Raw genomic sequence first — 24,314 nt, forward strand, 5'->3', positions numbered from 1 at the left:
TCGTCCACGTTCGTTCAACGCACCGCGGGGGCGGTACGCGAACAGACTAAAGGCAGCGGCCCGAAAGGGTGGGTCACCCGGACAAACCCTCCGGTCGCCCCTGGGACGCGGGGAGGGTCCCGGTCAGTTCCGCCCAGACGACCAGCCGGTGGCTGTGCCCCCATTCCGGATCGCAGGTCGTCAACGTCAGATAGCGGCCGGGCGCCCGGAACGGTGATTTCTCCGGTACCGGGTCGACCACGGCGACGTCGGTGGGCAGGGTGCGCAGGGGTGCGGACCGGAGCGTGTACGTGTACCAGGTGCTCGCGTCCTTGAGGATCACCTCGTCGCCCGGGCGCAAGCGCGGGAAGTCCTTGAAGGGGTCCCCGTAGGTGCGCCGGTGGCCGGCCACCGAGAAGTTCCCGACGGCGCCGAGGGGCGCGGTGGCGGCGTAGTGGCCGAGCCCCTTCTTCAGCAGTTCGGGGTCGGTGCCCTCCAGGACGGGCTTGACCCAGTCCGGGCCGAAGCGCGGGACGTACATCTCGGCGAAGGCCCGGCCCGCCGGGTGGTGCTCGGGCTGCGCCGGGGGTACCGACGGTGTCGGCTGCGGCGTCGGGGCGGCAGCGGGGGCCGCGGCCGGGGCGGCCGCCCAGCGGTCGCGCATCCGGTCCATCTCCCCGTCCATGGCCCGGTCGGCCTTGACCCCGGTCCACAGCAGGACGTAGGCGACGAAGAGCACGATCAGGGTGCCCGCCGTCAGGCACACCTCGCTGAACGTCCGTACCACCAGGCGCAGTACGACGTCAGGACGGACCCGCTCACGGGGTGGGCGCCACCGGCTTCGCATAGTGGAGGTCCACTGTGCCGGAGTAGCCGGGAAGTGTCAGCGCCTTGTGCTCGTCCACTTTCCAGCCGAGCCCGTAGGCGTTCACGTACAGCTGGTAGTTCTGCAGGGCCGGGGAGGCGGCGAGGGCCTTCTTCAACGCGCCCGGGTCGCCGACCGCCGAAATCTTGTACGGCGGCGAGTAGACCCGGCCCTGGAGGATCAGGGTGTTGCCCACGCAGCGGACCGCGCTGGTGGAGATCAGCCGCTGGTCCATGACCTGGATGCCCTGGGCGCCGCCCTGCCAGAGGGCGTTGACCACGGCCTGGAGGTCCTGCTGGTGGATCACCAGGTCGTTGGGCTGCGGCTCAGGCACGTTGGGGATGCGGGCGGTGGCGTTCGGCGGGGCGTCGTTGAGGGTGACCGTCAGGCCCTTGCCGGTCAGCTCCTCGGTGCCGGAGGCGGCGCGCAGGGCGGCCAGCTTGGCGTCCTGCGCCTTGGTGCTGCCGTCGTCGCGCTCGGCGAGGGTGTCCACCCGGCCGCGTACGGCCGCGGTGCTCTGCTCCAGCGCCGCGTTGTCCTGGCTGCGCTCCTTGATGAGGTCCGACAGCTTCAGGAGGGACGCGTCCGTCCGGATGTTCGTACCCTTGGAGGTGTTGAAACTGGTGACGAAGAGCAGCCCGGCCAGGGCGAAGACGGCGGCCGTCAGCAGCCGGACCGGCCTGGCCCGGCGACGGGGACCCACGGAGGAGTCGTCGGAATTGCTCAACGTACCCTTCTCCTTCAACGCCACAGGTCCACTACGCTAACGGACGCCCGGGGCAGGCAAGGTCCCCAGCGCATCGACAGGAGAGCCCCTCGTGCCGAAGTCACGTATCCGCAAGAAGGACGACTACACGCCGCCGCCCTCGCGGCAGCCGCAGAGCATCCGGCTCACGAATCGCAGCTGGGTCGCTCCGGTCATGCTGGCGTTCTTCCTGATCGGACTCGCGTGGATCGTCGTTTTCTACGTGACCGAGACCCAGCTGCCGATCGAGGCTCTGGGCAATTGGAACATTGTAGTCGGTTTCGGCTTTATCGCTGCCGGATTCGGCGTATCCACGCAGTGGAAGTAGCACCCGACAGCCCCTGATGGAAGCTCTCCCCAGGAGTTATCCACAGCGTCATCCACACCTGAGGAAAAGACAGAAGATCTGTGGATAACTCTGTGGAGAGTTGACGCCGGTGTGATCAGGTGAGTTCCGCGGTGCGGAGCAGAATGACCATCGCGACCAGCAGGAATGCCACCGCACAGGTGCCCCACTGAACGAGGGCGCGATGGCGACCGGCGGGTGGCATGAGCATGCCCAGACCCACCAGCGCTCCGGTGACCAGGCCGCCCACGTGGGCCTGCCAGGACACCGTGAGCGCGCCCCCGAACGGTACGAAGGTCAGCACCAGCATCAGCACCACCATGACGATCACCGGCCGCATCTCGTAGCGCAGCCGCTTCGCCAGCACGACGGTGGCGCCGAGCAGGCCGAAGACGGCGCCGGAGGCGCCGAGGGTCCGGACGTACGGCTCGCTCAGCAGGTAGACCAGCGCGCTGCCGCCCAGACCGGAGAGCAAGAAGACCGCGAGGTAGCGGACCCGGCCCAGCGCCGCTTCCAGCGGCCCGCCGATCACCCACAGCCCGATCATGTTGCCGACGATGTGCCACCACTCCACGTGCAGGAACGCCGAGGTCAGCAGCCGGTAGAACTCGCCCGTGGCCACCCCGTGGAGCGGGCCGCCGGGGTAATCGAAGTACTGGCCGCCGATCAGCGCCAGCCGGGCCTCGAGTGCCGGGTCGGAGAGCGCCGCGAGGAACACCAGGACGTTGATCGCGATGAGGATCTTGGTGACCAGGTGGGGATCGGCGGCGACCACCCCGCCCGCGACGGTGCGCGGCGCGTTCGCGGTCGGGTGGTGCCCGGTGCCGGAGCCCGCGCGGACGCACTCGGGACATTGGAAGCCGACCGAGGCGCTGATCATGCACTCGGGGCAGATGGGGCGCTCGCAGCGGGTACAGCTGATTCCCGTGTCGCGGTCCGGGTGGCGGTAGCAGCCCGGCAGACGGTCGGTGTCCATCGGTTCCCTAGGGGTGTCTCGTCGACCAGGCCGGGGCGCCCCGCCGGTCCCGTACGTATCCAGTACGGACGGGCGGGGCCGAAAGGTTCCCGGCGTCAGCGCCTCTCGATGACCACGGACTGGATGATCACGTCGTCCAGGGGGCGGCTGGTGCGCGGGTTGGTGGCGCCGGCGGCGATGGCCTCCACGACCTTCTGGCTGGCCGGGTCGGTGACCTCGCCGAAGATGGTGTGCTTGCGCGTCAGCCAGGCGGTGGGCGCGACGGTGATGAAGAACTGCGAGCCGTTGGTGCCCGGGCCGGCGTTGGCCATGGCGAGCAGGAAGGGCTTGGTGAAGGCCAGGTCGGGGTGGAACTCGTCGGCGAAGCGGTAGCCGGGGCCGCCGGTGCCGTTGCCGAGCGGGTCGCCGCCCTGGATCATGAAGCCGCTGATGACGCGGTGGAAGACGGTGCCGTCGTACAGCGGGTCCGTGGTCTTCTGGCCGTCGGTGGGGCGGGTCCATTCCCGGGCGCCCGTGGCGAGCTCGACGAAGTTCCGCACGGTCTTCGGAGCGAGGTTCTCCAGCAGCTCGATCTCGATGTCGCCGTGGGTCGTCTTCAGGGTGGCGTAGAGCTTCTCGGCCACGGATCTGCCTTCCATAGTCATCACTGTCGGTCCAGATGGTCGCACGGAGCGCTCCGCGGCACTGAAATCCTCCACCCGTATGCCCTGTCACGCATGCCTGTCAGCGATATGGCAGGCATGATCCGACAAAGGGTGGAAAGGTGAACTGTGTCCGCCACCGAGGAGGAGGATCCCGTGACCGGCAAGGAGAGCATGCGCCTGGCAGCCGAGAGCGCCAGGGAGAGTGTGCGGCACGCGACGGAAGTGGTGGCACCGTACGCGGAATCCGCCAGGGAAGCCGCAGCGCACTACGCCCAGGAAGCGAACGAGCGGCTGGCGCCCAAGATGTCGTACGCGGCCACCAGCGCCGCCCAGCACGCCCGCACGACCTACGACTGCCATCTGCAACCCCGGCTCAAGGCGGCGCGGGCCCATGTGCCGCCGCCGGTCGACCGGGCGGCGACGCAGGCGCGCCGGGCGGCGCGGCAGGCCGCCGAATACACCCAGCCGAAGATCGAGAGCGCGATCGCGGCCGCCACGCCGGTGGCCGAGGAGGCCGCGTCCCGGTCGACGGCGGCCCTCGCGGCGCTGCGCGGCCAGGTGACCGCCAAGGAAGTGCAGAAGCTCGTACGGCGCCACGAGCGGCGCGCGCGCAACGGGAAGATCCTGCGCGGTGTCGCGCTCGTCGGCGTACTGGCGTGCGCCGCCTACGCGGTGTGGCGGTGGTGGGACCAGCAGTCGAATCCGGACTGGCTCGTCGAACCGCCGGCGGCCACCGAGCTGTCGACGCGCGACGCGGCGCCGTCCGGCTTCGAGGAGGAGCTGGCGGAGAAGGAGCGCGAGGCCGAGTCCGGCCCCGACGACAAGCAGCTCTGAGCGGCGCACGCGAAGGGGCCCGGATCCTGTCACCAGGATCCGGGCCCTTTCCGCGTCCGCGGGGCGTCAGCCGGGGAGGGTGAGGACCGTGCCCGGGCGGACGAGGTCGGGGTTGGCGCCGACCGCACCCCGGTTCATCGCGTAGAGCTCGCGCCAGCGGGCCTCGTTGCCGAGCTCTTTGCGGGCGATCGCGGTGAGCGAGTCGCCGGGCTGGACGGTGTACGTGCGCTTCTTGGCGGGGGACCCGGGGCCCCGCATCGGGGCCGCCGGCACCGCCTTGTGCGCGGCCGAGTGCGGGGTGGGCGTGTGCATGGCGCCCGGCGCGGCGGCGGAGGAGGCCGCGGGCTTCGGCATCACGGTCGGCTTGGGGGCGGCGGGAACGGCCTTGTGCGCGGCGGACGCGGGGGTGGGGGTCGGGGTCGCGGGGAGGGGCCTCGGCGGCGCGGCCGCCGCCATGCGCTCGGCGGTGGCCCGGGTGGCCGAGGCGGCGTCGGCGGCCGCACCCGAGGGGGGCCTCCTGCGCTCGCCGGCCTGCTGCTGCACCTGCTCCTCCGCCTTCTCGGCGGCGTCGTGCGCCTTCTTCTTGTCGGACTTCAGGAAGTCGAAGAGTCCCATGTCTGTACGCCTCCGGCGTGATGCTGCCCCCCGATCGGTACCTCCTTCCACTGTCCTGCACCGGGCGCCGGGCGGCCCTGCGACGGGGCCGTCCGGGGGACGTGCGGACCAGGTCACGGCCCGGGAGGGAACGCGGCGGGAAGGGACCGGGAAGGACCGGCGCCACCCTCGTGGGACACGATGGAGGAGATTTCTGTGAGCATCAGACAGGCCGCGGAGCGGGTAGTGCTGGTCAGGCCCGGACCCGGGCTCGTGAGCGCCGCGATCGTGGCGGGCCTGGACGTCTGGGTGGTGTCCGATCCCGTACCCCGCCCGACGGACGCGCCGCTGCTGCCCGCGGAGCTGCCCCCGCAACGGCTCCTCCGGGTGGACTTCGACGACCCGGCCGCGCTGCGCGCCCTGCTGACGGACACCGTCGCCGAACACGGGATCGGGCAGGTCCTCTACCTCGCGAGCGATCTCGAAAGGGGTCTCGGCAGCGGGGCCGCGGCCGCCGCCGAGGAGGTGCTGCGGGAGCTGACCGACAGCCGCGGGAAGCCGGCCCGCGGGCTGCCGGACGCGGTAACGATCCGACGGATCCTCAATGAGAGCCGGACCTCCGCGGTACGTGCCGAGGAAGCCCGGTCCGTCACCGAAGCGTGCTCGCTGGCGGAGGACTTCCCCCTGCCCGTGGTCATCAAGTCGGCCGACAAGTACGGGTGTTGGTGGACCGTTCCGGTACACGACCGGCCCGCACTGGACCGGTGGGCCGAACAGGCCCACGCCGCCCGGCACTCGGCCCCCTATCTCGTCGAAGAGCTCTTGACCGGAGACAAGTTCAGGGTGGAGACGCTGACCGTCGACGGCATGCACCTGGTCGCCGACATCGCTCCCGAGGGAACGGCCCCGCCGCTCCACGACGCGGAGCAGGCCGGGATCCGCTCGACGGTACGGGCCCTGCTGGATCTGGCCGGGTACGAATCGGGCACCACGCGGACGGACGTGCTGGTCAGCGCCCGGGGATCACGTATCGCGGCGGCCACGGAACCGGACCGGGAACGGCGCGGTAACGGCCGTTCCCGCGCCACGGTCACGAGCGGTATCGAGAGGGGAACGGACCGGTAAGAGCTGCGGCCAGTCTGTGTCTTGTCGAGAGCGGCCACCGCACCACACGGGAACCGCACACCGGGTACACACCAGGGGGTTCGAGAGATGCGCAGCAAGCTGGCCGGACTGATCGGGATCATCGCGGCGGCCCTGGCGTTCGGGTTCGGTGTGACGGTCGACGGCCCGGCCGACACCGGTCAGCCCACCGGCTACCAGGTCCTCGCGGAGGACAAGGGCCCCGGGGTCGCCTCCCCGGCCCCGTCCCCGGCCCCGTCCACCCGTAGGTGACCCGCTTGCCGCGCACATCGCGCAACTGCCCCGCACCGGAGTCCGGTGCGGGGCAGTTCCGCGTCCGCGCTCAGTACCTGCGGCAGTGCGCCGGCAGACCCATGAAATCGGACAGCTCCTCGGCGGCCGCCCAGTGTCCGGCGGCGGCCGCGGCATCGCCGAGTGCCTCGGCCGCCAGGGCGAGGCCCATCAGCGCGGACGCCTCCTCCGCCCGGAAGCTCATCGGCGCCGCGATCTTGTGGGCGTGACCGTGCAGGGCCAGCGCCACCTCGTGCTCCCCCCACCGCAGGTGGAGCTGGCCCAGGACGTTCTCGACCCTCGCGAGCCGGATCGGGGCCCCGCTCGTGCGGCCGAGCACGAGGGAGCGCTCGGCGAAGGCACGCGCCTGCAGCACGTTGCCCCGCTCGTGCGCGACCTGGGCGGACAGTGCCAGTACCAGGGCGACGTCCCCCGGCGACCTGGTCTCGTCGCACAGGTCCCGGGCCCGCTTGAGGCTGGCGTCCGCGTCCACGAACTCGCCGAGGCCCACCTGGGCGAAGGCCAGATCGGTCAGGGCCACGATCTCGTTGCTGCGGTAGCCGAGGTCACGGTCGATCTCGATCGCCCGGCGGGCGACCTCCGCCGCTTCCGGGAAGCGGCCCCACCGCTCGTACAGCGTGCTGAGGATGGTCAGGCTCTCCGACTCCGCACGCGGATTGCCCAGTTCCTGCGCCATGGAGACGGACCGCTCCACCAGCGGTAGGGCCTCCTTGTACCGGCCGAGCATCGACATCAGCAGCCCGATGGTCGATTCGCTGTTCGCCTCGGTGTGCCGGTCCCCGGCGCGGACCGCGGTGGCGCGCGCCTCCCGGGCCACCTCCAGCCCCTCCTCGAAACGGCCGAGCTTCCAGCAGGCCGCGCCCAGGTTGGCCAGGCTGATGCCGAGGAGCGCCGGGTCGTCGAGCCGGCGGGCGGCGGCCACCGCGAGGTGCCCGACGCTCCAGAACTCGTCGAGCTGTCCGTGCGTGTGCAGGTGGAAGCCGACGTTGCGGCTCAGGCAGGCCGCGTACCGGTCGTGACCGCACCGCTCGGCGAGCGACACGGCCGCGAGCAGCCCGGCCTGTTCCCGGTCGAACCAGCTCAGGGCCTGCTCGGTGTCCCTCAAGGCCGGCCGTTCGCCCCGGTACGGCGGGATACCGGTGGGGCGGCGTTCACGGCTGGGGAACAGCACCTCGCAGGCGGCGTCCGAGGTCGTCAGGTAGTAGCCGAGCAGCCGCTCGACCGCCGCCGCGTCGTCGTCCGCCGTCGCCGGCCCCCGCAGGCTCTGGGCGAAACTGCGCACCAGGTCGTGGAAGGTGTAGAGGCCGATGTCGGGCTGCTGGACCAGATGGACGTCGAGCAGGAACTCCAGGGCGTCCTCGGCGTCCCGGACGGTCGTGCCGAGGAGCGCCGCCGCCGAATGGACGTCCGTCCCGGCGCACGGGTACAGGCTGAGGATGCGGAACGCGGTCCGGTACTCCTCGTCCATCGCCAGGTACGACAGACGAAGGGTCGCCGCGACGCTGCGCTCTCCCGAACTCAGCTCGTCCATCCGGCGTTTCTCGTCGCGCAGCCGCTCGACCAGATAACGCACCGTCCAGCGCGGCCTGTTGCGCAGCCGGGCGGTCGCGATCCGCAGCGCCAGCGGCAGGTGCCCGCACAGCTCGGCCAGTTCGGCGGAGGCCGCCGGCTCGGCGGCCACCCGGGTGGTACCGAGGGTCTCCGCCATCAGGCTGGTGCTGTCCTCGGGCTCCATCATCCCGATCGACACCCACTCGACGCCGTCGAGGTCCAGCAGCCGCCCGCGGCTGGTGATCAGGGCGAGACAGCCGGGCGAGGCCGGCAGCAGGGGCCTGATCTGCGCCGCGTCGACCGCGTTGTCGAACAGGAGCAACATCCGCCGGCCGTCCAGCTTCGACCGCCACAGGGCGGTGCGCCCCTCCAGGTCCTCGGGAATCCGGTCGCCCGGAGTACCGAGGGTCCGCAACAGGCCGTCGAGTGCGGCGGTGGGCGTCACGGGCTCGCGGCCCGGGGTGAACCCGTGCAGGTCGATGTGGAGCTGCCCGTCGGGATACCCGCCGGCCAGCCGGTGCGCGGCGCGCACGGCCAGGGTGGTCTTGCCCATGCCGCCCATGCCGTCGATGGCCACGATCCGGGCGTACCGCTCGCCGCCCCGGCCCTCGTCCTGCACGTAGTCGAAGAGCTCGGCCAGCTCCTTGGCACGGCCGGTGAAGTCGGGCAGGTCGTACGGCAGGGTGCACGGGGCGTCCGCCGGCCCGGTGCGCGTTCCCGGCTCCCCCTCCCGGTCCGCGTCCGTGCGGGCCGGGACCCCGGGGGCCGCCCCCTCGGACACCGCGGTCACGGGGGGAGCCGGTTCGGGCAGCGGCTCCGCAGGGGCGGCCGGCTCGGGCACCGGACGTACGGACGCCGCGGCCACCGGCGCGGGCCGCTCGGGCGCCGCCAACTCGGGGCTGTCCCGCAGAATCGCCTCGTACAACTTGGCCAGCCGGGGGCCGGGGTCGATGCCGAGCTCGTCCACGAGCAGCTCGCGGACCTCCCCGTACTCCTTGAGCGCCTCGGCCTGCCGCCCGGAGCGGTACAGGGCGAGCATCAGCTGGCCGCGCAGCGTCTCCCGCAGCGGGTGCTGGGTGATCAGGGCGCGCAGGCCCGAGATGAGCTCACCGCTCTCGCCCAGTGCGAGGCACAGGTCGAAGAACTGCTCGGCGGCGGCCAGCCGGCGCTCCTCCAGCGCGGTCGCCGCGGCCTCGATCACCGGTCCGCCGGTGCCGGACAGGACCGATCCGCGCCACAGCGCGAGCGCGGCCCGCAGTGCCTCGGCTGCCTCGGACCGCCCGCCTTCCCGCAGTGCCTGGCCCGCAGCCCTGGTCAGGGCGTCGAACTCCAGGAGGTCGACCTGGTCGTCCGCCACCACCACGCGGTATCCCGGCCCGTCGGTGGCGATCACCTCGGTGCCGGTGGGTATGCGCCGCCGCAGGTCGGCGACGGCCTTGCGGACCTGGTGCGCGGCGGTCACCGGCGGGTCCTTCTCCCAGGTCGCCTCGACGAGTCGGGCCACGGGCACCACCCGGCCGGCTTCGAGCAGCAGCACGCAGAGGACCCGTTCCTGGATCGCTCCCCCCAGCCGCAGCCGGACCTCTCCGAACCATCCCTCAAGCGATCCGAGCACGTTGAAGCGCAGCCTGCCCCCCGCAGGTTCCGCGCTTCGTCTCTCCCCGGACTCCGCATCCGCCCCCGGCATCGGACATCCACCCCCAAATGAACAAGACCCCTGGCCAGGTCATGTCAGCCGGATCATAGGGGTTACCCCTCGCACGCGGTAAGCATCCGGTAGCAGATCAGGAAGGGCGACACGGACAGTTCATGGGCGGCCCGGAGCAGGCAGCACACGGAGCGAGTACCGAAGGAGCAGGCTGTGGGAAGACTGGAGAGACCGCTGGCCCCCGATGCCGGACCAGTCACCGCGTTCGCCCGGGAGTTGCGCAGGCTGCGGACCGCGGCCGGCAGTCCCGGCTACCGCGACATGGCCACCCGTGCCATGTTCTCCGCGTCCGTGCTCTCCGACGCGGCCGCCGGCTACCGCCTCCCGACGCTTCAGGTGGCCCTCGCCTTCGCCGAGGCCTGCGGCGGTGACCGCGCCAGCTGGGAGCGTCGCTGGCACGAGGCGGCACGCGCCGACGGGGACGACGGAAGCGCCCGCCCGGCGGTCAAAGCGGTGCAGCAGCACCAGGAGAACGAGCTGCGCGCGGCCGACGTGCGCGCCGTGCTGCCGCCCCCGTCACAGCTTCCGATGGAGGCCCGTCCCCTGGTGGGACGGCGTGAGCTGCTCCAGCGGGCCCGGGCCCTGACCGCCCCCTCGTACGGCGAGCAGCGCCCCGCGGCCCCCTTGGTGATCAGCGGTCAGGTGGGCGTGGGCAAGACGGCCTTCGCGCTGCGGCTCGCCCACGAACTCGCCGTGAACCTGCCCGACGGGCAGCTCTACGCGAACCTCGACCCGGCGGCGGACGGACGCAAGGACGCCGCCGGAATCGCGGGCGGTTTCCTGGAGGCGCTCGGCATTCCCACCGACCGGATCCCGAACGATCCCGGTCAAAGAATTGGCTTGTACCGGTCGCTCCTGAACCGGCGGCGGCTGCTCGTGGTGCTGGACGGCGTCCAGCACGAGCGGCAGATCCGGGACCTCCTCGTCGCTGCGCCCGAAAGCCGCATCATCATCACCAGCCGATCGCGGCTACTGGGCCTCGACGGAATTGGCCGGATCCGGCTCCCCGCACTGGACCGCGACGAGTCGATGGAGCTGCTCGCCCAGCTCCTCGGCGGCGACCGGGTCGGCAGCGAGCCGCGCGCCTGCCTGCGCCTCGCCGACGCCTGCGGGGACCTGCCGCTGGCGCTCAACCTGGCCGGCCGGCGCATCGCGGCCCGACCCGAGTGGATGCTCCAGGACTCCGTGTCCGAGCTGCTCGGGGACGGGCCGGGCGGGCCGGGCCGCCCGGGCACGCAGCCGGCACCCGGCCGCTTCCTGGCCCGGCTGCAGATCGGGGACGACGCGTTGAACAACCGCCTCGACAGTGCCTACCGGCTGCTGACCCCGTGGGCGCGGCTGATGCTGCGCCAGTTCGCCGGGTCCGACAACCCGCCCTCCGTGGACAACGTGGTGTACGAGTCCGCGGACGCGCTCGCCGTGCTGGTCGAACGGTCCGCGCAGCCGGTGGAGGACCTCCTCGAACGGCTCCTCGACGCGGGGCTGCTCGACCACTGCGACCTGCCGGGGCAGTACGGACTGACGCCGATGGCCCGCGCGTACGCGCTGACCCAGCCGGACCCGACGGAGGAGGACCCGGCGCCCGTGTCCGCGCCCGCGGCGGCGCGGGGCCAGACGCACGTGCGGCAGTCCAGGTAGGGGGATCCTGCCGAGCGGGCCGGATCAGGCCGCGTGGGTGATCGTCACGTAGAGGTGCTCGTCGAGGATCTTGGCGAGGGACACCCCGGGCCGGCCGATCTCGGCGCACAGGGCCGCCTCGTCCAGACCGCCGCCCTCCTCCAGCACCGTACGCGCCCAGCTCCGGCCGAGCTCCAGGTGGCGGGCGAAGGCGGCCCCGTCCCGGACCCCGTGCAGCCTTTGCGCGATCGCCGCGTCCCACGGCATGACCGAGTCGGGCCGCAGGGCGTACAGGGCCTTGGCCGCGGCGGTCGGGCCGAGGCTGCGGCGGCCGATCGGCAGCGCCGCCAGTTCCTCGTAGGCGGCGGCGAACCGGGAGACCTCCCGCGGGGTGAGCCGGGCCAGCGGTGCGTGCGTCAGCGCGTGCCGCCCCCACCATGCGGCGAGCCCCGTGCCGAAGGTGTCGGGCTCGCCCTCGCGCGGGTAACGGATGCGGCAGCCCCAGGAGTTCAGCCAGCGGTGCAGGGCGCTGCGGTGCGCGGCGAGCGAGAGGTCGAGGGCGCCGCCGGTCTCCTCGCGCAGCGCCTGCCAGCTGTGGTCCACACCCGCGAAGCCGTTGAACACCGCTGCCGAGGCCCGCAGTTCGGCCAGTGAGGGCGCGGGCGGGAGCGGCGGCGCGGCCGGCGGGTCCAGGTGGGCGCGGGCGACCCTGGCGGGCACCACCATCCGCCAGGCCTCGGTGACCAGCTCCGTCAGCTCGCCCTCGTCCAGGGCTCCGAGGTGGGCCTCGGCCCAGTTGAAGCGCAGATCGGACTCCCGGGGCAGGAAGAACTTCTGCGGCTCGGCGGCGACGAGCGCCGCCCGTTCCTCCTTGGGGAAGGCGAAGCCCAGTTCGCTCTCGTCCCAGGACAGGGCGAGATAGACGATCTTGCCGATCCGGAACTTCACCCGGTCCCGGATCAGGTGCTCCTCGGTCCTCGGCAGGCCCATCGCGAGCCGCCGTACGTCGTCGACCGTTGCCACGGCACGCTCCTTGCGCATCCGGCCGCCGCTCACCGTCCCGCGAGCTGCGGGGTGTGGACGTCCAGCGGTGGCCCGTCGAGCGCACCGAGGCCGATCAGCGACGGAGTCCTGCCGATCAGCCGGTCGGCCAGCGACCGCGCGATGAGCGGCGCGAACTTGAAGGATGTGCCACCGCAGGCCGCGTACGCGAATCCCGCGCCGCCCAGGGCGACCAGCAGCGGGCCGCCCGTCGGCGAGAAGGCCGAGTAGTAGGCGTCCTTGGCCGCGGTGACCCAGGCCGATCCGAAGCCGGGGAGGACGTCCCCGAACTCCTTCTCCAGCTTGCGCTGCCAGTACGGGTCGGTGGCGTGGTCGGTGATCGCGTCCACCACCCGGCAGGCGGTGGCAGAGGTCAGTTTGAGGGCCGTGCCCGCCACCGGCGGGATCAGCCAGGCTCCGCCCTCGGTGCCCAGGGCCGGTACGGCCGGAGTGACCGCCCAGGCCTGCGACTGCTGCCGGGGCACCCGGCAGTAGAGGAGGGACTGCCGGTACAGGGTCAGCTGGTCGGAGACGCTCGGCGGCAGCAGGTCCCGGGACCAGGGGCCCACGGCCACGAGCACCGCGTCGCTGCGCAGCACCCGCCCGTCCACCAGCCGTACGCTGCCGCTCTCGCCGTCGACGGCGGTCACGGCCCGGTGCTCGATCAGCTCGATGCCCCGCTGCCACTTCAGCCAGCCGACGCAGGCGGCGAGGACCCGTTCGGCGAGCAGTACGCCCGCCTCGTCCTCCAGTACCGCGCCGAGGCCGCCGCCCACGTGCAGGTGCGGATAGCGGTCGGCCAGGCCGGCCGCCGTCAGTTCCCTGGCGTGGCCTCCGGCGTCGGCGAGCATCGCCGCCGCGTCCGTCGCGGCCGCCGGCGGCAGCACGGTCAGCGAGCCGACCTGCTCGTAGAACCGCGTCAGGAACAGTTCTTCCAGTTCGACCCAGCGGTGGTGCGCACGCAGCGCGGCCGCCGTGGTCCGCGGGTCCGCCGGGTGCAGGGCCCGCAAGATCCGGTGCTGGTCGAAAGAGGTGGCCCTGCTGTGCGGGATGGGGCCTTGGTCCACGACCGTGACCTTGTGTCCGTCGAGCACGCACTCGACCGCCGTGAGCAGGGCGATCACTCCGCCGCCCACTACCGTCACCCTCGTCGACATCACACACCTCCCTTCAGTTTTCGCCTGGCCGACGCATCAGCTGTCGAGGACGATCGTGGTCAGTGCGGCCGCCTTGGCGAGGGACTCCTCGCAGCTCAGGAAGGTGTCTCCGGCGCAGATCAGGTTGGCGTAGCGGCTGAGGTAGCCCTCGGGCGGCAGCAGCAGCGTCACCCCGGGCGCCACCATCACGTTCGTCTCCAGCAGTCCCGGTACGTCCGAGGGGGCGGGTACGTCGACCGAACGGACCGTGCCGTTCTGCGGCGGGTACAGGAAGCGGATCCCGACGGTGCGGGACTCGGTGGGGGTCCACTCGGGGCGGACGCCGGCGGCCACGTCCGCGGCCAGCTCCCCGGGCTCCACGCCGGTGGCGAGGCTGCCGAGGTAGGGGATGAGGTCGCCGCCGAGGCGGGCGTTCACCTCGATGATCACCGGGCCGCGGGTGGTGAGTTTGACCTCCGTGTGGGTGATCCCGTAGCCGATGCCCAGTTCCCGGTGGGCGTCCCGAAGGACGCCGAGCAGTTCCTCGTCGGCGAGCAGCGGGTCGGTGGCGCTGACCAGGTGGCCGGTCTCCTCGAAGTAGGGCGCGAGGCCCACTTCCTTGCGCGCGAGGAAGAGCGGGCTCCAGGCACCGTCGAAGACCACTCCGTCGATGCTGATCTCGGGGCCCATGACGCACTCCTCGACCAGCACCCCGCCCTCGTAGTCGCTGTTCCCGCCGCGGCTGGCGGCGTCGGCGACCTCGAAGGCCGCGCGCACCCCCTCCGGGCCGTCGACCCGGATGACGCCGATGCTCGCGCCCATGCCGCGGGGCTTGAGGACGACCGGGTAGCCGAAGGAGTCGGCCGTGGCGAGGGCCGCCTCGGCGTCGGTCACGTAGGCGAAGTGCGGCTGGGGCAGTCCGGCGGCGGTCAGCAGCTGCCGGGTGTGGTGCTTGTTGCGGCAGTTGTCGGCGCCGCGGGAGGTCAGGCCCGGCAGGCCGAGCCGCTCAGCCATCAGGGCGCAGGTCACCACGAGCGTCTCGTCGTAGCTGAACACGCCGACCACGCGGTGCTCGGCGGCCACCGCCTCGGCGGCTCTGATCAGCCCTTCCGTATCGGGCACCAGGCGGGCGCGGTCGAGCAGTTCCACCGTGGTGGAGCCGAGTACGTGACTCTCCTGCCAGGTGGGGTCCACCGCGTCCAGGATCCAGATCGGGCGGCGCCGGGCGGCGCCGGCGAGCAGGTACTCGCGGTAGGCGCGCTGTCCGCTGCCGACCAGGATCACCACGCCGTCATCGGTCGTCTTGGCGTCATCAGTCATCTTCGTCACCTCGCGGAGTGGGTCAGGACCCGGTCGCCGGCCGTCGCGATCGCCGCGAGCTGCGGCTGGGCGATGGCCAGGTAGTCGGGGGTGGACAGGGCCACGGAACGGTCCAGGCGGGCCGCGTTGAAATAGATCTCTTCGGTGAGGATCAGGCCCTCGTCGACGACGAGGTGCAGATCGGGGTGGAAGCTGAGCGGCATCACCGTGCCGCAGACGCTGCCGGCCAGGCGCTCGGCGATCTCGGGCGTGGCGAACGCCGTCCGCCCACCGCCGAACAGCGCGCCGACCGCCTCCAGGTCGACCTGCCGGTCACCGGGAACCACCGCGAGCACGTACTTGCCGACCCGCTTGGTGATGCTCACGCGGACGACGATGCACTTGGCGGCCTGCTCCAGCGGGTGACCGCGCAGGACGCTCGCCAGGTCGGTCCGGCCCTCGGCCACGTGGTCGATCAGCCGGTAGCGGGCCTGATTGCTGTCGAGGAGGCCGATCAGTCGCTGGTACATCAGAGCACCTCGCCGACGTAGTGCCAGTCCTCGGGGTTGATCAGTCCGAAGGGGTTGATCGGAGCCACGCCCTTCAGGTTGTTGGCCACTTCCAGCAGGCGGAAGGGGAAGTTGGGCATCCAGATGACCGGGACCTGCTGCGCGATGTGGTCCTGGTAGGCGTACAGGTCCTCCAGGTCGTCGCTGACCACGGTGCGGGCGATCAGCTCGTCCGCCTTCGGGTCGCTGTAACTGCCGAAGTTCACCGAGGAGCCGGTCGAGTACAGCGCCTCGCCGGTCGGGTAGAAGCCGGGTCCGTAGCCCCAGCCGCCGTTCCAGTCGCTGAACTCCCACAGGCAGGGGCTGTCGGGGCCCGGGGTGCAGGTGGTGTCTTCCAGGACCAGGACGCTCGCCTCGACCTCGGTCAGCACGATCTCGATGCCCGCCTCGGCGGCGTCGGCGGCGAACTTGCGCATGACCGCGGTCAGCGTCTCGTGCCCCTGGGCGTACCGCATCGAGAACCGCAGCGGGGTGCCGGCCGGGATGCCCTCGCCCGCCTCTCCCGCTCCGGTGCCCTCGCGGACGCACAGCGCCGGGGTGGTGCTGGTGTCCCAGCCGTTCTCGGCCAGGAAGGCGCGGGCCCTCTCGACGTCGAAGGGGTACGGGTCCGCGTGCGCGGCGGGCGAGAGCAGCGGGCTGTCGGGCAGGGCCGGGATGGGTCCGGTGGTCGGGTAGCCGTAGCCCTTGTAGACGTCGCGGATGGCGCCCCGGGAGTCCAGGCAGGACTGGAGGGCCTGGCGGAAGTAGAGCTGCTTGAAGATCTTTCCGGCAACGGTGGGGTTGTTGAAGTTGATCGGGAAGTAATGGATCTTGTAAGTGAGTTGGGGGACGAGGTCGTAGTGCTCGCCGAGCGGGTTGGGCCCGCCGACCAGCGGGTCCTCGGCCGGCTCGGTGACCTCGTCGAAGGGCAGGAAGCCGATCTGCACGCCGCCTTGCGCCCCGGGGCCGCGGCGGAGCATCTCGTACTGCTCGGTGTCCGAACCGGTGGGCACGAGCCGGAACTCGTCCAGGTAGGGCTTGTTGGGGCCGGAGTAGGTCTCGTTCGGTACCAGGACGGCCTCGCCCGAGACGCCGTCGATCGTGTAACTGCTCAGCTTCCAGGGTCCGTTGACCACGCTCCAGACGGGGCTGGTGTCCCAGCCCTTGCGCTCGTCGTTGCAGGCCCGCAGGTAGGCGTAGACCGCGGAGGCCTGCGCCGGGTCGTGGGTGGCGTCGGCCGGCCGGTCGTCGGCGGTGCGGTCCCAGGCCTTCGGCAGCGGGGTGATGGTGCTGAACTGGTTCATCAGCACCCAGTTGTGCGAGTAGGCGCGGTCGAAGGTGAAGCTGACCTTGTCCTCGGCGACCTTCTCGTAGCCGGTCAGGTTGTCGGGGAAGAACCCCGGCGTGTACCCGCCGAAGCTGTCCTTCTCGGCCTCCAGGAGGTGCATCCACAGCATCACGTCGTCGGCGTTGACCGTCTCGCCGTTCGACCAGGCGTAGGGCTTGATCGTGATCGTCGCCGTGCGGCCGTCCTCGCTCCACTCGGGGGGTTCGGCGAGGCTGCGCTCGTAGTCGACGGTCGGCTGGCCGCCGGTGCCGTACCAGTACAGCGGCCGGTACATCAGGGTCTGGAACTCGTGCAGGTTGGCCACCCCGTAGTACTCGCCCGGGGTGAAGGGGAAGATGAAGACCGGGCTGAAGCCGCTGGTGCAGGCCCAGGTCACGCTGCCCCCGCGGAGCGGGGTGGTGGGCGGGGTCATGTCCTTACCTCCTCCAGTGCGGATTCACCGCTGTCCGAGTGGGCTCCGTAGCGCTCCCAGCGCTCGTTGAGCCGGATCCGTCCGTCGTCCAGGAATTCGGGGGTGCTCCAGCACCGTCCTGCGACCACCTCGCCGTTCGCGAGGACCATCGTGTAGGCGAATTCGAGGTTCCCGTCGGGCTCCACGCGCCCGTTGAGCGAGCCCCTGCGGACGTCGCCCCCGTCGAAGTCGGCCCAGAGCAGGTCGCCGTCCTGGCGGTAGTGGCCGACGGGGGCGTCCTCGCCCGCCGGGTAACCGGTGTTGCGGAAACTTCTGCCGTCGTAATCGATCACGGGCGTCGTATCTCCTGAGTGATGCATTTGACCGCGCCACCGGCCTTCAGCAGTTCGGACATGTCCACTGCGTGCACCGCGAAGCCGCGCTCGCGCAGCTCGCCGATCAGGTGCGTGGCGGTCTCCGTCACCACCACGTTCAGTCCGTCGCTCACCGCGTTCAGGCCGAAGGCGTCGGCGTCTTCACGGGTGGCGAGGATCGCGTCCGGGTACAGCTCCCGCAGCACCTCCTGGCTCTCTTCGGAGAAGGCGGCGGGGTAGTACGCCACCAGGTCCTCGTCGAGGACGAACAGCGCGGTGTCCAGGTGGTAGAAGCGGGGGTCGGTCAGGGTCAGGCCGACCACCGGCAGGCCGAAGAACGCGGCGAGCTCCTCGTGCGCGCCGGGGTCGCTACGGAATCCCGCGCCGGCCAGGATCCGCCGGCCGGCGGGGGCGAAGTCGCCCTCGCCCTCGTTGACGTACTGCGGGAGGTGGACGTCGGTGTAGCCGCGGGCCTCGAACCAGGCCCGGTGGGCGTCCGCCTCGGCCGCCCGTTCCTGGTGGCGGAACTTCGCGATCAGCACCTTGCCGTCGACCACGGTGGCGCCGTTGGCGGAGAACACCATGTCCGGCAGGCCCGGCACCGGGTCGATGAAGGAGACCTCGTGCCCGAACCCGAGGTAGAGGTCCCTGATCCGCTCCCACTGGGCGAGCGCCAGGTCGGCGTCCATGGGCTTCTCGGGGTTCATCCACGGGTTGATCGCGTAGGTCACCTCGAAGTGGGTCGGCCGGCACATCAGGTAGTGCCGCCGGGTGGCCGTGCGCCGCGGGGTCTCAGCCATGCTCCGGGCTCATCTCGGTGCGGATGCGGCCGGCCGCGACGTGCGCGGTGGTCAGCGCCTCCGTCAGGGAGGTGCCGGTGGCGCCGATGAAGCCGAGGATGTTGTTGCCCGCCGGCGGGCGCTTGATGACGGTCCCCGGCGTGGCCGTGATCTTCAGGAAGAACAGCGCCGGGTCCTCGGCGACCTCGGTCGGCACCTCGATGGACTCGACCGTTCCCGCCCCGCTGATCAAGCACATCGCGGCGGTGTGCACACCGGTCGGCGCGTAGTGCGAGACGTCGGGCCGGATGCCGCGCGCCACGTCGGACACGCACCGGATGGGGTCGTGGCCGGCGCTGATCCGCGCCATGTGGTCGAGACCGCCGCCGCCGGGACGGATCGCTATCTCCAGGATGAAGGGCGCGCCCTGGTGGAACCTCACCTCGGCGTGCAGCACGGACCGGCGCAGTCCCTGGGCGTGCGCCGCGTCCCGGACCACCTCGTGGACCGCGGCGATCTGCTCGGGGGTCAGGGAGCTCGGCGCGTGGTGGACGTCGTCGTCGAAGGTCCCGCTCTCGACGGTGATCCGGTCCACGATGGAGCCGAGGTACACCTCGTCGTCCCAGGCCAGCGCCTCGATGAGGTGCTCGTGGCCGTCGAGGTAGCCCTCGACGATGATCCCGTTCGGGCCGAGGTCCAGTCCGTCGGCCTCCATCAGCGCCCAGGTCATGGTCTCGATGCCCGAGGTGGCGTCCGCGAAGCGGGCCCGCATCTCCTCGGCGTCGTCGACCTTGAACACGAAGTTGCTGGCGGCGCCCAGGGTGGGCTTCAGGATCAGCGGGTAGCCGAGCTCCTCACCGGCCGTCAGGGCGGCCTCGACGTCGGGGGCGTAGCGGAAGCCGGGGTGCGCGGCGCTGCCGCGCTCGTGGGCCTGTCGCATCAGCAGCTTGTTGCGGCTGGTCCGGGCGGCTTCGAAGCCGATGCTCGGCAGTCCGAGCGCTTCGGCGACGACCGCCACCGTGACGACCCCGGACTCCGAGAAGGTCAGGACCCCCTCGAACTCCTCCTCCGCGTGCCAGACCTTGGCGGCGGTGACGATGTCCTCGATCTGCTTGGAGCCGGCCATCCGGTAGCGCTCCGCGGGCCAGAAGTCCTCGGTGCCGATGCCGTTGAGTACGTGGACCTCGGCCCCGAGGGCCTCGATCTGCTGGTAGCGCGAGACGTAGTAGGTGGCGTTCTGGCTGGCCTCGATGGCGAGCAGCTTCATCTGTGCTCCTCCCCTCAGACCTTGGCCGGGACGGGCTCGGCGGCTTCGGCGGCGGGCTCGGACGCGGTCCCGGCGGCGGGCTCGGACACGATCTCGGCGGCGGCAGCGGCCTCGGCGGCCTCGGCGGCGGCGACCTCACGGTCGTGCCCCCGCAGCGAGAGGATGGTGAGGGAGGCGATGACGACGACCAGGACGGAGAGGGCGTAGAAGCCGTTCTGCACGTTGGTCGAGTCGACCAGGAGCGAGATCAGGACGACGGCGGTGGTGCCGGCCGCGAGACCGAAGGCGTTGGTGGCGCCGAAGACGAATCCCGTCTTCTCCTCGGGCGCCGCGCTCATCAGGGCGGTGCGGGCCGAGATGCGGGCCACGCAGAAGGCGATGGCGGCGAAGGGGATGACGGCCATCATCGCGTAGAGGTGGACGGACTCCAGGGACAGCAGCACCGCGAAGGCGAGGTAGCCGATCAGGGCCGTCTTGAGCACCGTGGCCTTGGAGTTGATCTTCTTGAAGGCCCAGGCCGCGAACAGGGCGCCGATGCCGAACAGGGCGTCGACGATGCCGAGGTAGCCGGCGTTGGACTTGAAGCCGTCGATGACCAGGACCAGCATGATGCTGTTGCCGACGATGATGACGATGTTGCCGATGATGTAGAGCAGCGCGAGACGGGCCAGCGGCGGGCGGGAGCCGTCCTTGGCGGCCTTCGCGGCCGCGGCGGCCTTGGCCGCGGCCTCCGGGGCGCTGGTGCCGGCGCCGGCCGGACGGCGGCCGATGAAGAACAGCAGCGCGGCGGAGAGCAGGAACGTGATCGCGTTGAAGTAGAAGAGCGACGTGGTGCCGACCCAGACGATCACCCAGCCGCCGAGGGCCGCCGAGGCGAGCGTGCCGGCCTGGATGGCGATCTCGGCGTTGCCGTTGAACTGGGCGAGCCGGGACTCCGGGATGCGCTCCTTGATCAGGGCGTTGCTGGCCGGGAAGAAGAGGGCCGCGGAGATCGACAGGACGAAGCTGGCGACGTAGCTGACGGTCGAGGGGTTGCCGCCGAGGGCCAGCCAGACCGGCAGGCCGATCGCGGCGGCCGCGCTGGCCAGGTCGGAGATCATCGCCAGGGTGCGGCGGTCGAAGCGGTCGGCGAGCTTGCCGAAGAAGAGGGACAGCGCCACCTGCGGGATGGTGACGGCGATCATCAGCCAGCTGACCGCGAGCATGGTGTTGGCCTCGGTGAAGACCAGGTAGGAGGCGGCGGTGAGCTGGATGCCGTTGCCCAGGTTGGTGATGAAGGTCGCGGGGATGAGCAGTCGTTCTGCCCGATTGGGACGGGGCGGGGCGATCGTGGACACAGTGCTCCTCGGAGGTCAGGCTCGGATGTCGGCCGGCTCGGCCACGGGCGCGAAGGCCAGGGCCGCGGTCGACAGGAGGGGGAGTCGCAGCGGAGCGACGGGGTCGGTCGGGAAGGCACCGGCCGGCAGGCCGAGGTCGGCGCCGGCCCGCTCGGCACGGGCCGCGAGGTCGACGAGCAGCGGAGCGGCGCACGCGGTCAGCGTCCGGACGGCGAGGACCAGGTCGCCGAGGTCGCTCGGGACGCCCGGGGACACCCGGTCCGCCTGCTTCAGCAGCCGGTCGAGGTGGACGACGATCAGGTCCGCGGCCCGGTGGAGGCTGAAGCTCTCCAGCTCGTAGTGGGAACGGAACCGCTCGACGACGATCCCCGCCTCCTGCGCACCGGTCTCGGAGACCGGCAGCAGCGCGTCCGCCGCAACCCCTGCGAGCAGCTGGTCCAGCCGGCCCGCGAGGTCGTTCCACGGATCGACCAGCCGGGAGCTCGACAGGGTCTCCAGCGCCTCACGGCTGAAGTTCGTCCGGGAGTGCTCCGGCGCGGTGAGCGCCAGGTAGAAGCGCACCAGGTCGCGCGGTACCTCGGCCACCAGATCGGCGGCCCACACCACGTGGCCTTTGCTTGTCGAGAACTTCTGGTTCTCCAGTTCGTAGAACTCGTTCGACACGATGGCGTGCGGCTCGACGTACCGGTCGCCGTGCGCCATCAGCAGGGCCAGGTGCGTCATGCCCCAGAAGTAGACGTTGTCGAATCCGAGGAAGTACACGAGGTCGATGCCGTGCTCGGACAGCCAGTGCTCGTCGAAGCGGTCGGTGTGCTCACCGAGCTGCTCGGCCGCGTACCAGGTGCAGTACATCGAAGCGGCCATGCCCTCGGCCCAGGCGTTGAGGACCTGGCCCGGCGTCTCGGTGAACGGCGCCGGGATGCCCCACGCGGTGGGGTAGGTGATCGGGAAGTCCGGCAGCGGGCGGTCCAGCGCCTCCCGGACGAGCTGCGCGGTGTGCGGGCGCAGCACGTCCCGGTGCCGGACGTAGTAGTCGGCGAGCCGGTCGCGGTACTCCTCCATCGGCAGGACGAGGATCTGCGCCTCGCGGTGGGTGACCACGGCGTCCGGGTCGACGGTGGAGCGGGGGCGCAGCAGTTCGTCGAAGTTGTTGGGGTGTCCGCAGGACTCGCACAGTCCGCCGCGGCTCTCCACGAGGCACACCGGGCAGTCGCCGGCGACCAGGCCCTCCATCAGGTACTCGCCGGTGGCCTCGACGTACGGCAGCAGCACCGTCTTGAGCCGGAAGGCCCCCTCGCTGTGGAGGTCGGTGACGAAGTCGATGACGGTCTGGCGGTAGCCCTTGTCGAAGGGGGCGAAGCCGTCGACGGAGATGCCGGCCGCCTCCAGGGTGGCGCGGATCTGGGTGGCGGAGCGCAGGGCCAGCTCCTCCGGGGTCAGACCGGCGCGGGCGGCGCTGGCCACCACGTAGGTCTGGCTGTCGTCGGTACCGCTGGTGAAGATAACCGGCCGGTCCGACGCCCGCAGGTAGCGTGCGTACACGTCGCCCGCCAGGTACGGGCCCGCCAGGTGCCCGGTGTGCAGGTCCCCGTTCGGGGTGGGCGGCGGCGCGATGATGACCGTACGGCGTGTCATGCCTGGGCTCCTTCGTGGCGGGCTGCGAACCGCTGCGTCATGTCGAGGTCCCACCAGACGCTGTACATCTCGAAGTCCTCGTCGGACTCGTTGATCACCCGGTGGTCGGAGCCGGGGGTGAAGTGCACGATGTCCCCGGTCGTGAAGGGCTTGCGGACGCCGCCCGATTCCAGGACGGCGGTGCCGGCGACGGCGATGAAGATCTCGTACTCGTGGTGGGCGTGGGCGGTCGATGCGGTGCCGGGGCGGATCACGCACCAGGACCCTTCGAACGGGGCGTTGAGCTCGGGCCAGGGCAGCAGCCGCTGCGCGTCGAGGCCGTTCTCGTGCGTCAGTCCTTCGCGGTCGAGTGGCTGGGTGAGCATGTGCTTCGGTCTCTCCTCGTCGGTCGGGTACGGCGCGTGAGGGGTGCGCGGGTCTCAGACCGCGCCGGCGAGAGCGAGCTCCCGCACGTCAGGGATTTCCACGGAACGGGTCCGGCGGTGCGCCAGGATGTCCTCGGTGATCTCGGCGGAGCGGCCCGCGAGCACGCTGAGCAGCGAGTCGGCGATGCCGTGGGTGGCCTCGTTGACGCCCTGCAAGTAGCAGGCGGCGGTCGCGGGGCGGCCGAGGTCGAGCCGGTAGTTGCGGCTCACGTTGATCTCCTCGACACCGATCGACTCCGCGAGGGCCTTGACCGCCCACGGCATCTCGCGGACGAAGCCGGTGCCCAGGAGCACCAGGTCCGTGCGCATCTCCCGCTCGGCGCCCGACTTGCGGTCGACGAGGGTCAGGACGACCTCGTCGCCGTCCATGCGGGCGCCGGTCACGTCCGTCATGGCGTGCATGCCCAGGCGTTCCTGGCCGGAGCGGCGGTCCTGGTAGAACTGCCGGTACAGGCCGTCCAGGGTGGCGGGGGAGAGACCGCCGTAGTTGGAGCGGTACATCTCGGCGAGGAGCTGCTGGCGGGCCTCGGGCGAGGAGCCGTAGAACTCGTCGATGAAGGACGTGTAGTAGAGCTCGTTGGTGAACTTGCTGCTCTCGTAGCCGTTCAGACCGATGGAGCGCATGATCATCGTCGGCTTGCACTCGGGCAGGTCCCGCAGCGCGGCGCCGAACAGCTCGGCCGCGCTCTGCGCGCCGCCGATCACCGCGACGCGGTGCGGCAGGTCGGCCCGCACCCCGGCGATGCGCTGCGTGTACTGGGTGCTGTGGATGACGCGCTCGGCCGGCAGACCGTCGAACACGGCGGGGACGTGGGCGTCACGGCCCGCACCGATCACGAGGTAGCGGCAGCCGATGGTGTCGCCGTCGGCAAGGGTGACCAGCCAGCCGGCGACCTCGCCGTCGTCCCCCGTCACCGCCTCGACGCCGGCGCATTCGCGGCCGTATTCGACCTGCACCGTCTCCAGTTCATTGGCGACCCATTGCAGGTACTCGGATATCTCGCTGCGGTAAGGGACGAAACTCGCCAGGTTGACGAAGGCGTCGAGACGCGCCTGCGAGTGAAGGAAATTGACGAAGGAAAATCTGCTGCACGGATTGCGCATGGTGACCAGGTCCTTGAGGAAGGACACCTGGCTGAGCGCGTCGGGCAGCAGCATGCCTCGCTGCCACACGATGTCCTGCTCGCGCTCGATCAGCAGGGTGTCACCGGCCAGCTCGGGTGCGAGCTCCTCGACGGCGACCGCCAGCGCCAGGTTCGCCGGGCCTGCGCCGACTGCGAGCAGTTCGACCTTGCGATGCGCCATGGAAGTACCTCCAGATGGAACAGGTGGACAGGTTCGTACGGTCAGGCAGGACGGTTCGCGTCCTTGCGTTGCCTTCCGGGTGATGACCACATTCCATGGCAGCGGCCGATTGCCCGGAAGCCGTCTCGGCCACGGA

The 24,314-nt window shown here is 71.2% G+C and carries 23 protein-coding genes; 5 read left to right on the forward strand and 18 right to left on the reverse strand.

What is annotated here, in order from left to right:
* Nucleotides 1-73 precede the first annotated feature (73 nt).
* Together OG594_RS01595 and OG594_RS01600 are read right to left on the reverse strand one after the other, a co-directional pair.
* Nucleotides 74-826 (reverse strand): class E sortase, encoded by a 753-nt coding sequence (locus OG594_RS01595; RefSeq protein WP_266594713.1) that lies wholly within the window; start codon nt 824-826, stop codon nt 74-76.
* Nucleotides 798-1,571, reverse strand: a complete 774-nt coding sequence (locus OG594_RS01600) for a DUF881 domain-containing protein (protein ID WP_266594714.1) — start codon at nt 1,569-1,571, stop codon at nt 798-800. Before OG594_RS01600 ends, OG594_RS01595 begins: the two co-directional genes overlap by 29 nt.
* A gap of 91 nt (nt 1,572-1,662) precedes the next feature.
* Here OG594_RS01600 and crgA point away from each other — a divergent pair, with 91 nt between their 5' ends.
* A complete protein-coding gene (gene crgA / locus OG594_RS01605) occupies nt 1,663-1,917 on the forward strand; it encodes a cell division protein CrgA (protein ID WP_266594715.1) in 255 nt (84 codons plus the stop codon).
* 115 nt (nt 1,918-2,032) lie between these two features.
* Here crgA and OG594_RS01610 read toward each other — a convergent pair whose 3' ends face one another.
* Together OG594_RS01610 and OG594_RS01615 are read right to left on the reverse strand one after the other, a co-directional pair.
* The gene (locus OG594_RS01610; RefSeq protein WP_266594716.1) at nt 2,033-2,911 is read right to left on the reverse strand and encodes a rhomboid family intramembrane serine protease; all 879 of its coding nucleotides are present in this window, start codon (nt 2,909-2,911) and stop codon (nt 2,033-2,035) included.
* A gap of 95 nt (nt 2,912-3,006) precedes the next feature.
* The gene (locus tag OG594_RS01615) at nt 3,007-3,534 is read right to left on the reverse strand and encodes a peptidylprolyl isomerase (protein WP_323185294.1); all 528 of its coding nucleotides are present in this window, start codon (nt 3,532-3,534) and stop codon (nt 3,007-3,009) included.
* A gap of 147 nt (nt 3,535-3,681) precedes the next feature.
* Between OG594_RS01615 and OG594_RS01620 the strand changes: the two genes are divergently transcribed.
* Nucleotides 3,682-4,389 carry a DUF5324 family protein gene (locus tag OG594_RS01620; RefSeq protein ID WP_266594718.1) on the forward strand — a complete coding sequence of 236 codons (708 nt, stop codon included), beginning with the start codon at nt 3,682-3,684 and terminating at the stop codon, nt 4,387-4,389.
* Between the two features lie 66 nt (nt 4,390-4,455).
* Here OG594_RS01620 and OG594_RS01625 read toward each other — a convergent pair whose 3' ends face one another.
* Nucleotides 4,456-5,004, reverse strand: a complete 549-nt coding sequence (locus tag OG594_RS01625) for a LysM peptidoglycan-binding domain-containing protein (RefSeq protein WP_266594719.1) — start codon at nt 5,002-5,004, stop codon at nt 4,456-4,458.
* 195 nt (nt 5,005-5,199) lie between these two features.
* Here OG594_RS01625 and OG594_RS01630 point away from each other — a divergent pair, with 195 nt between their 5' ends.
* Together OG594_RS01630 and OG594_RS01635 are read left to right on the forward strand one after the other, a co-directional pair.
* A complete protein-coding gene (locus OG594_RS01630; protein WP_266594720.1) occupies nt 5,200-6,108 on the forward strand; it encodes a hypothetical protein in 909 nt (302 codons plus the stop codon).
* Nucleotides 6,109-6,195: 87 nt separating this feature from the next.
* Nucleotides 6,196-6,378 (forward strand): hypothetical protein, encoded by a 183-nt coding sequence (locus OG594_RS01635; RefSeq protein ID WP_266594721.1) that lies wholly within the window; start codon nt 6,196-6,198, stop codon nt 6,376-6,378.
* 70 nt (nt 6,379-6,448) lie between these two features.
* Here OG594_RS01635 and OG594_RS01640 read toward each other — a convergent pair whose 3' ends face one another.
* On the reverse strand, nt 6,449-9,583 hold the full coding sequence (locus OG594_RS01640) for a BTAD domain-containing putative transcriptional regulator (RefSeq protein WP_323185151.1): 3,135 nt from the start codon (nt 9,581-9,583) through the stop codon (nt 6,449-6,451).
* A gap of 246 nt (nt 9,584-9,829) precedes the next feature.
* On the opposite strand from OG594_RS01640, the gene OG594_RS01645 reads away from it, so the two are divergent.
* Nucleotides 9,830-11,314: an NB-ARC domain-containing protein gene (locus OG594_RS01645; RefSeq protein WP_266594723.1), complete on the forward strand. Its 1,485-nt coding sequence runs from the start codon at nt 9,830-9,832 to the stop codon at nt 11,312-11,314.
* 24 nt (nt 11,315-11,338) lie between these two features.
* Here OG594_RS01645 and OG594_RS01650 read toward each other — a convergent pair whose 3' ends face one another.
* The 12 genes from OG594_RS01650 to OG594_RS01705 are packed head-to-tail and all read right to left on the reverse strand — an operon-like array spanning nt 11,339 to nt 24,178.
* The gene (locus tag OG594_RS01650) at nt 11,339-12,316 is read right to left on the reverse strand and encodes an MmcQ/YjbR family DNA-binding protein (protein WP_266594724.1); all 978 of its coding nucleotides are present in this window, start codon (nt 12,314-12,316) and stop codon (nt 11,339-11,341) included.
* A 29-nt stretch (nt 12,317-12,345) separates the two neighbouring features.
* Entirely contained in the window at nt 12,346-13,491 is a 1,146-nt protein-coding gene (locus tag OG594_RS01655) for an FAD-binding oxidoreductase (RefSeq protein WP_266594725.1), read from the reverse strand.
* A gap of 36 nt (nt 13,492-13,527) precedes the next feature.
* Nucleotides 13,528-14,790 carry an ATP-grasp domain-containing protein gene (locus tag OG594_RS01660; protein WP_266594726.1) on the reverse strand — a complete coding sequence of 421 codons (1,263 nt, stop codon included), beginning with the start codon at nt 14,788-14,790 and terminating at the stop codon, nt 13,528-13,530.
* Nucleotides 14,791-14,795: 5 nt separating this feature from the next.
* Nucleotides 14,796-15,299 (reverse strand): YbaK/EbsC family protein, encoded by a 504-nt coding sequence (locus OG594_RS01665; RefSeq protein WP_189738080.1) that lies wholly within the window; start codon nt 15,297-15,299, stop codon nt 14,796-14,798.
* Nucleotides 15,299-17,077: an ABC transporter substrate-binding protein gene (locus tag OG594_RS01670; RefSeq protein WP_266594727.1), complete on the reverse strand. Its 1,779-nt coding sequence runs from the start codon at nt 17,075-17,077 to the stop codon at nt 15,299-15,301. Before OG594_RS01670 ends, OG594_RS01665 begins: the two co-directional genes overlap by 1 nt.
* Nucleotides 17,074-17,409 carry a hypothetical protein gene (locus OG594_RS01675; protein WP_266594728.1) on the reverse strand — a complete coding sequence of 112 codons (336 nt, stop codon included), beginning with the start codon at nt 17,407-17,409 and terminating at the stop codon, nt 17,074-17,076. The genes OG594_RS01670 and OG594_RS01675 overlap by 4 nt, the downstream gene beginning before the upstream one ends.
* Nucleotides 17,406-18,230, reverse strand: coding sequence for a dimethylargininase (gene ddaH / locus OG594_RS01680; protein ID WP_266594729.1), 825 nt, complete (start codon nt 18,228-18,230; stop codon nt 17,406-17,408). Before ddaH ends, OG594_RS01675 begins: the two co-directional genes overlap by 4 nt.
* Nucleotides 18,223-19,476 carry an ATP-grasp domain-containing protein gene (locus OG594_RS01685; RefSeq protein WP_266594730.1) on the reverse strand — a complete coding sequence of 418 codons (1,254 nt, stop codon included), beginning with the start codon at nt 19,474-19,476 and terminating at the stop codon, nt 18,223-18,225. The genes ddaH and OG594_RS01685 overlap by 8 nt, the downstream gene beginning before the upstream one ends.
* 14 nt (nt 19,477-19,490) lie before the next feature.
* Complete coding sequence (locus OG594_RS01690; RefSeq protein WP_266594731.1) at nt 19,491-20,813, reverse strand: MFS transporter; 1,323 nt, start codon at nt 20,811-20,813, stop codon at nt 19,491-19,493.
* Between the two features lie 15 nt (nt 20,814-20,828).
* Nucleotides 20,829-22,448: a class I tRNA ligase family protein gene (locus tag OG594_RS01695; RefSeq protein WP_266594732.1), complete on the reverse strand. Its 1,620-nt coding sequence runs from the start codon at nt 22,446-22,448 to the stop codon at nt 20,829-20,831.
* A complete protein-coding gene (locus OG594_RS01700) occupies nt 22,445-22,813 on the reverse strand; it encodes a cupin domain-containing protein (protein ID WP_266594733.1) in 369 nt (122 codons plus the stop codon). The genes OG594_RS01695 and OG594_RS01700 overlap by 4 nt, the downstream gene beginning before the upstream one ends.
* 54 nt (nt 22,814-22,867) lie before the next feature.
* Complete coding sequence (locus OG594_RS01705) at nt 22,868-24,178, reverse strand: SidA/IucD/PvdA family monooxygenase (RefSeq protein ID WP_266594734.1); 1,311 nt, start codon at nt 24,176-24,178, stop codon at nt 22,868-22,870.
* Between the last annotated feature and the right edge of the window lie 136 nt (nt 24,179-24,314).

The sequence above is a fragment of the Streptomyces sp. NBC_01214 genome (genome assembly GCF_026340975.1).
In the GTDB taxonomy this organism is placed as follows: Bacteria; Actinomycetota; Actinomycetes; order Streptomycetales; family Streptomycetaceae; genus Streptomyces.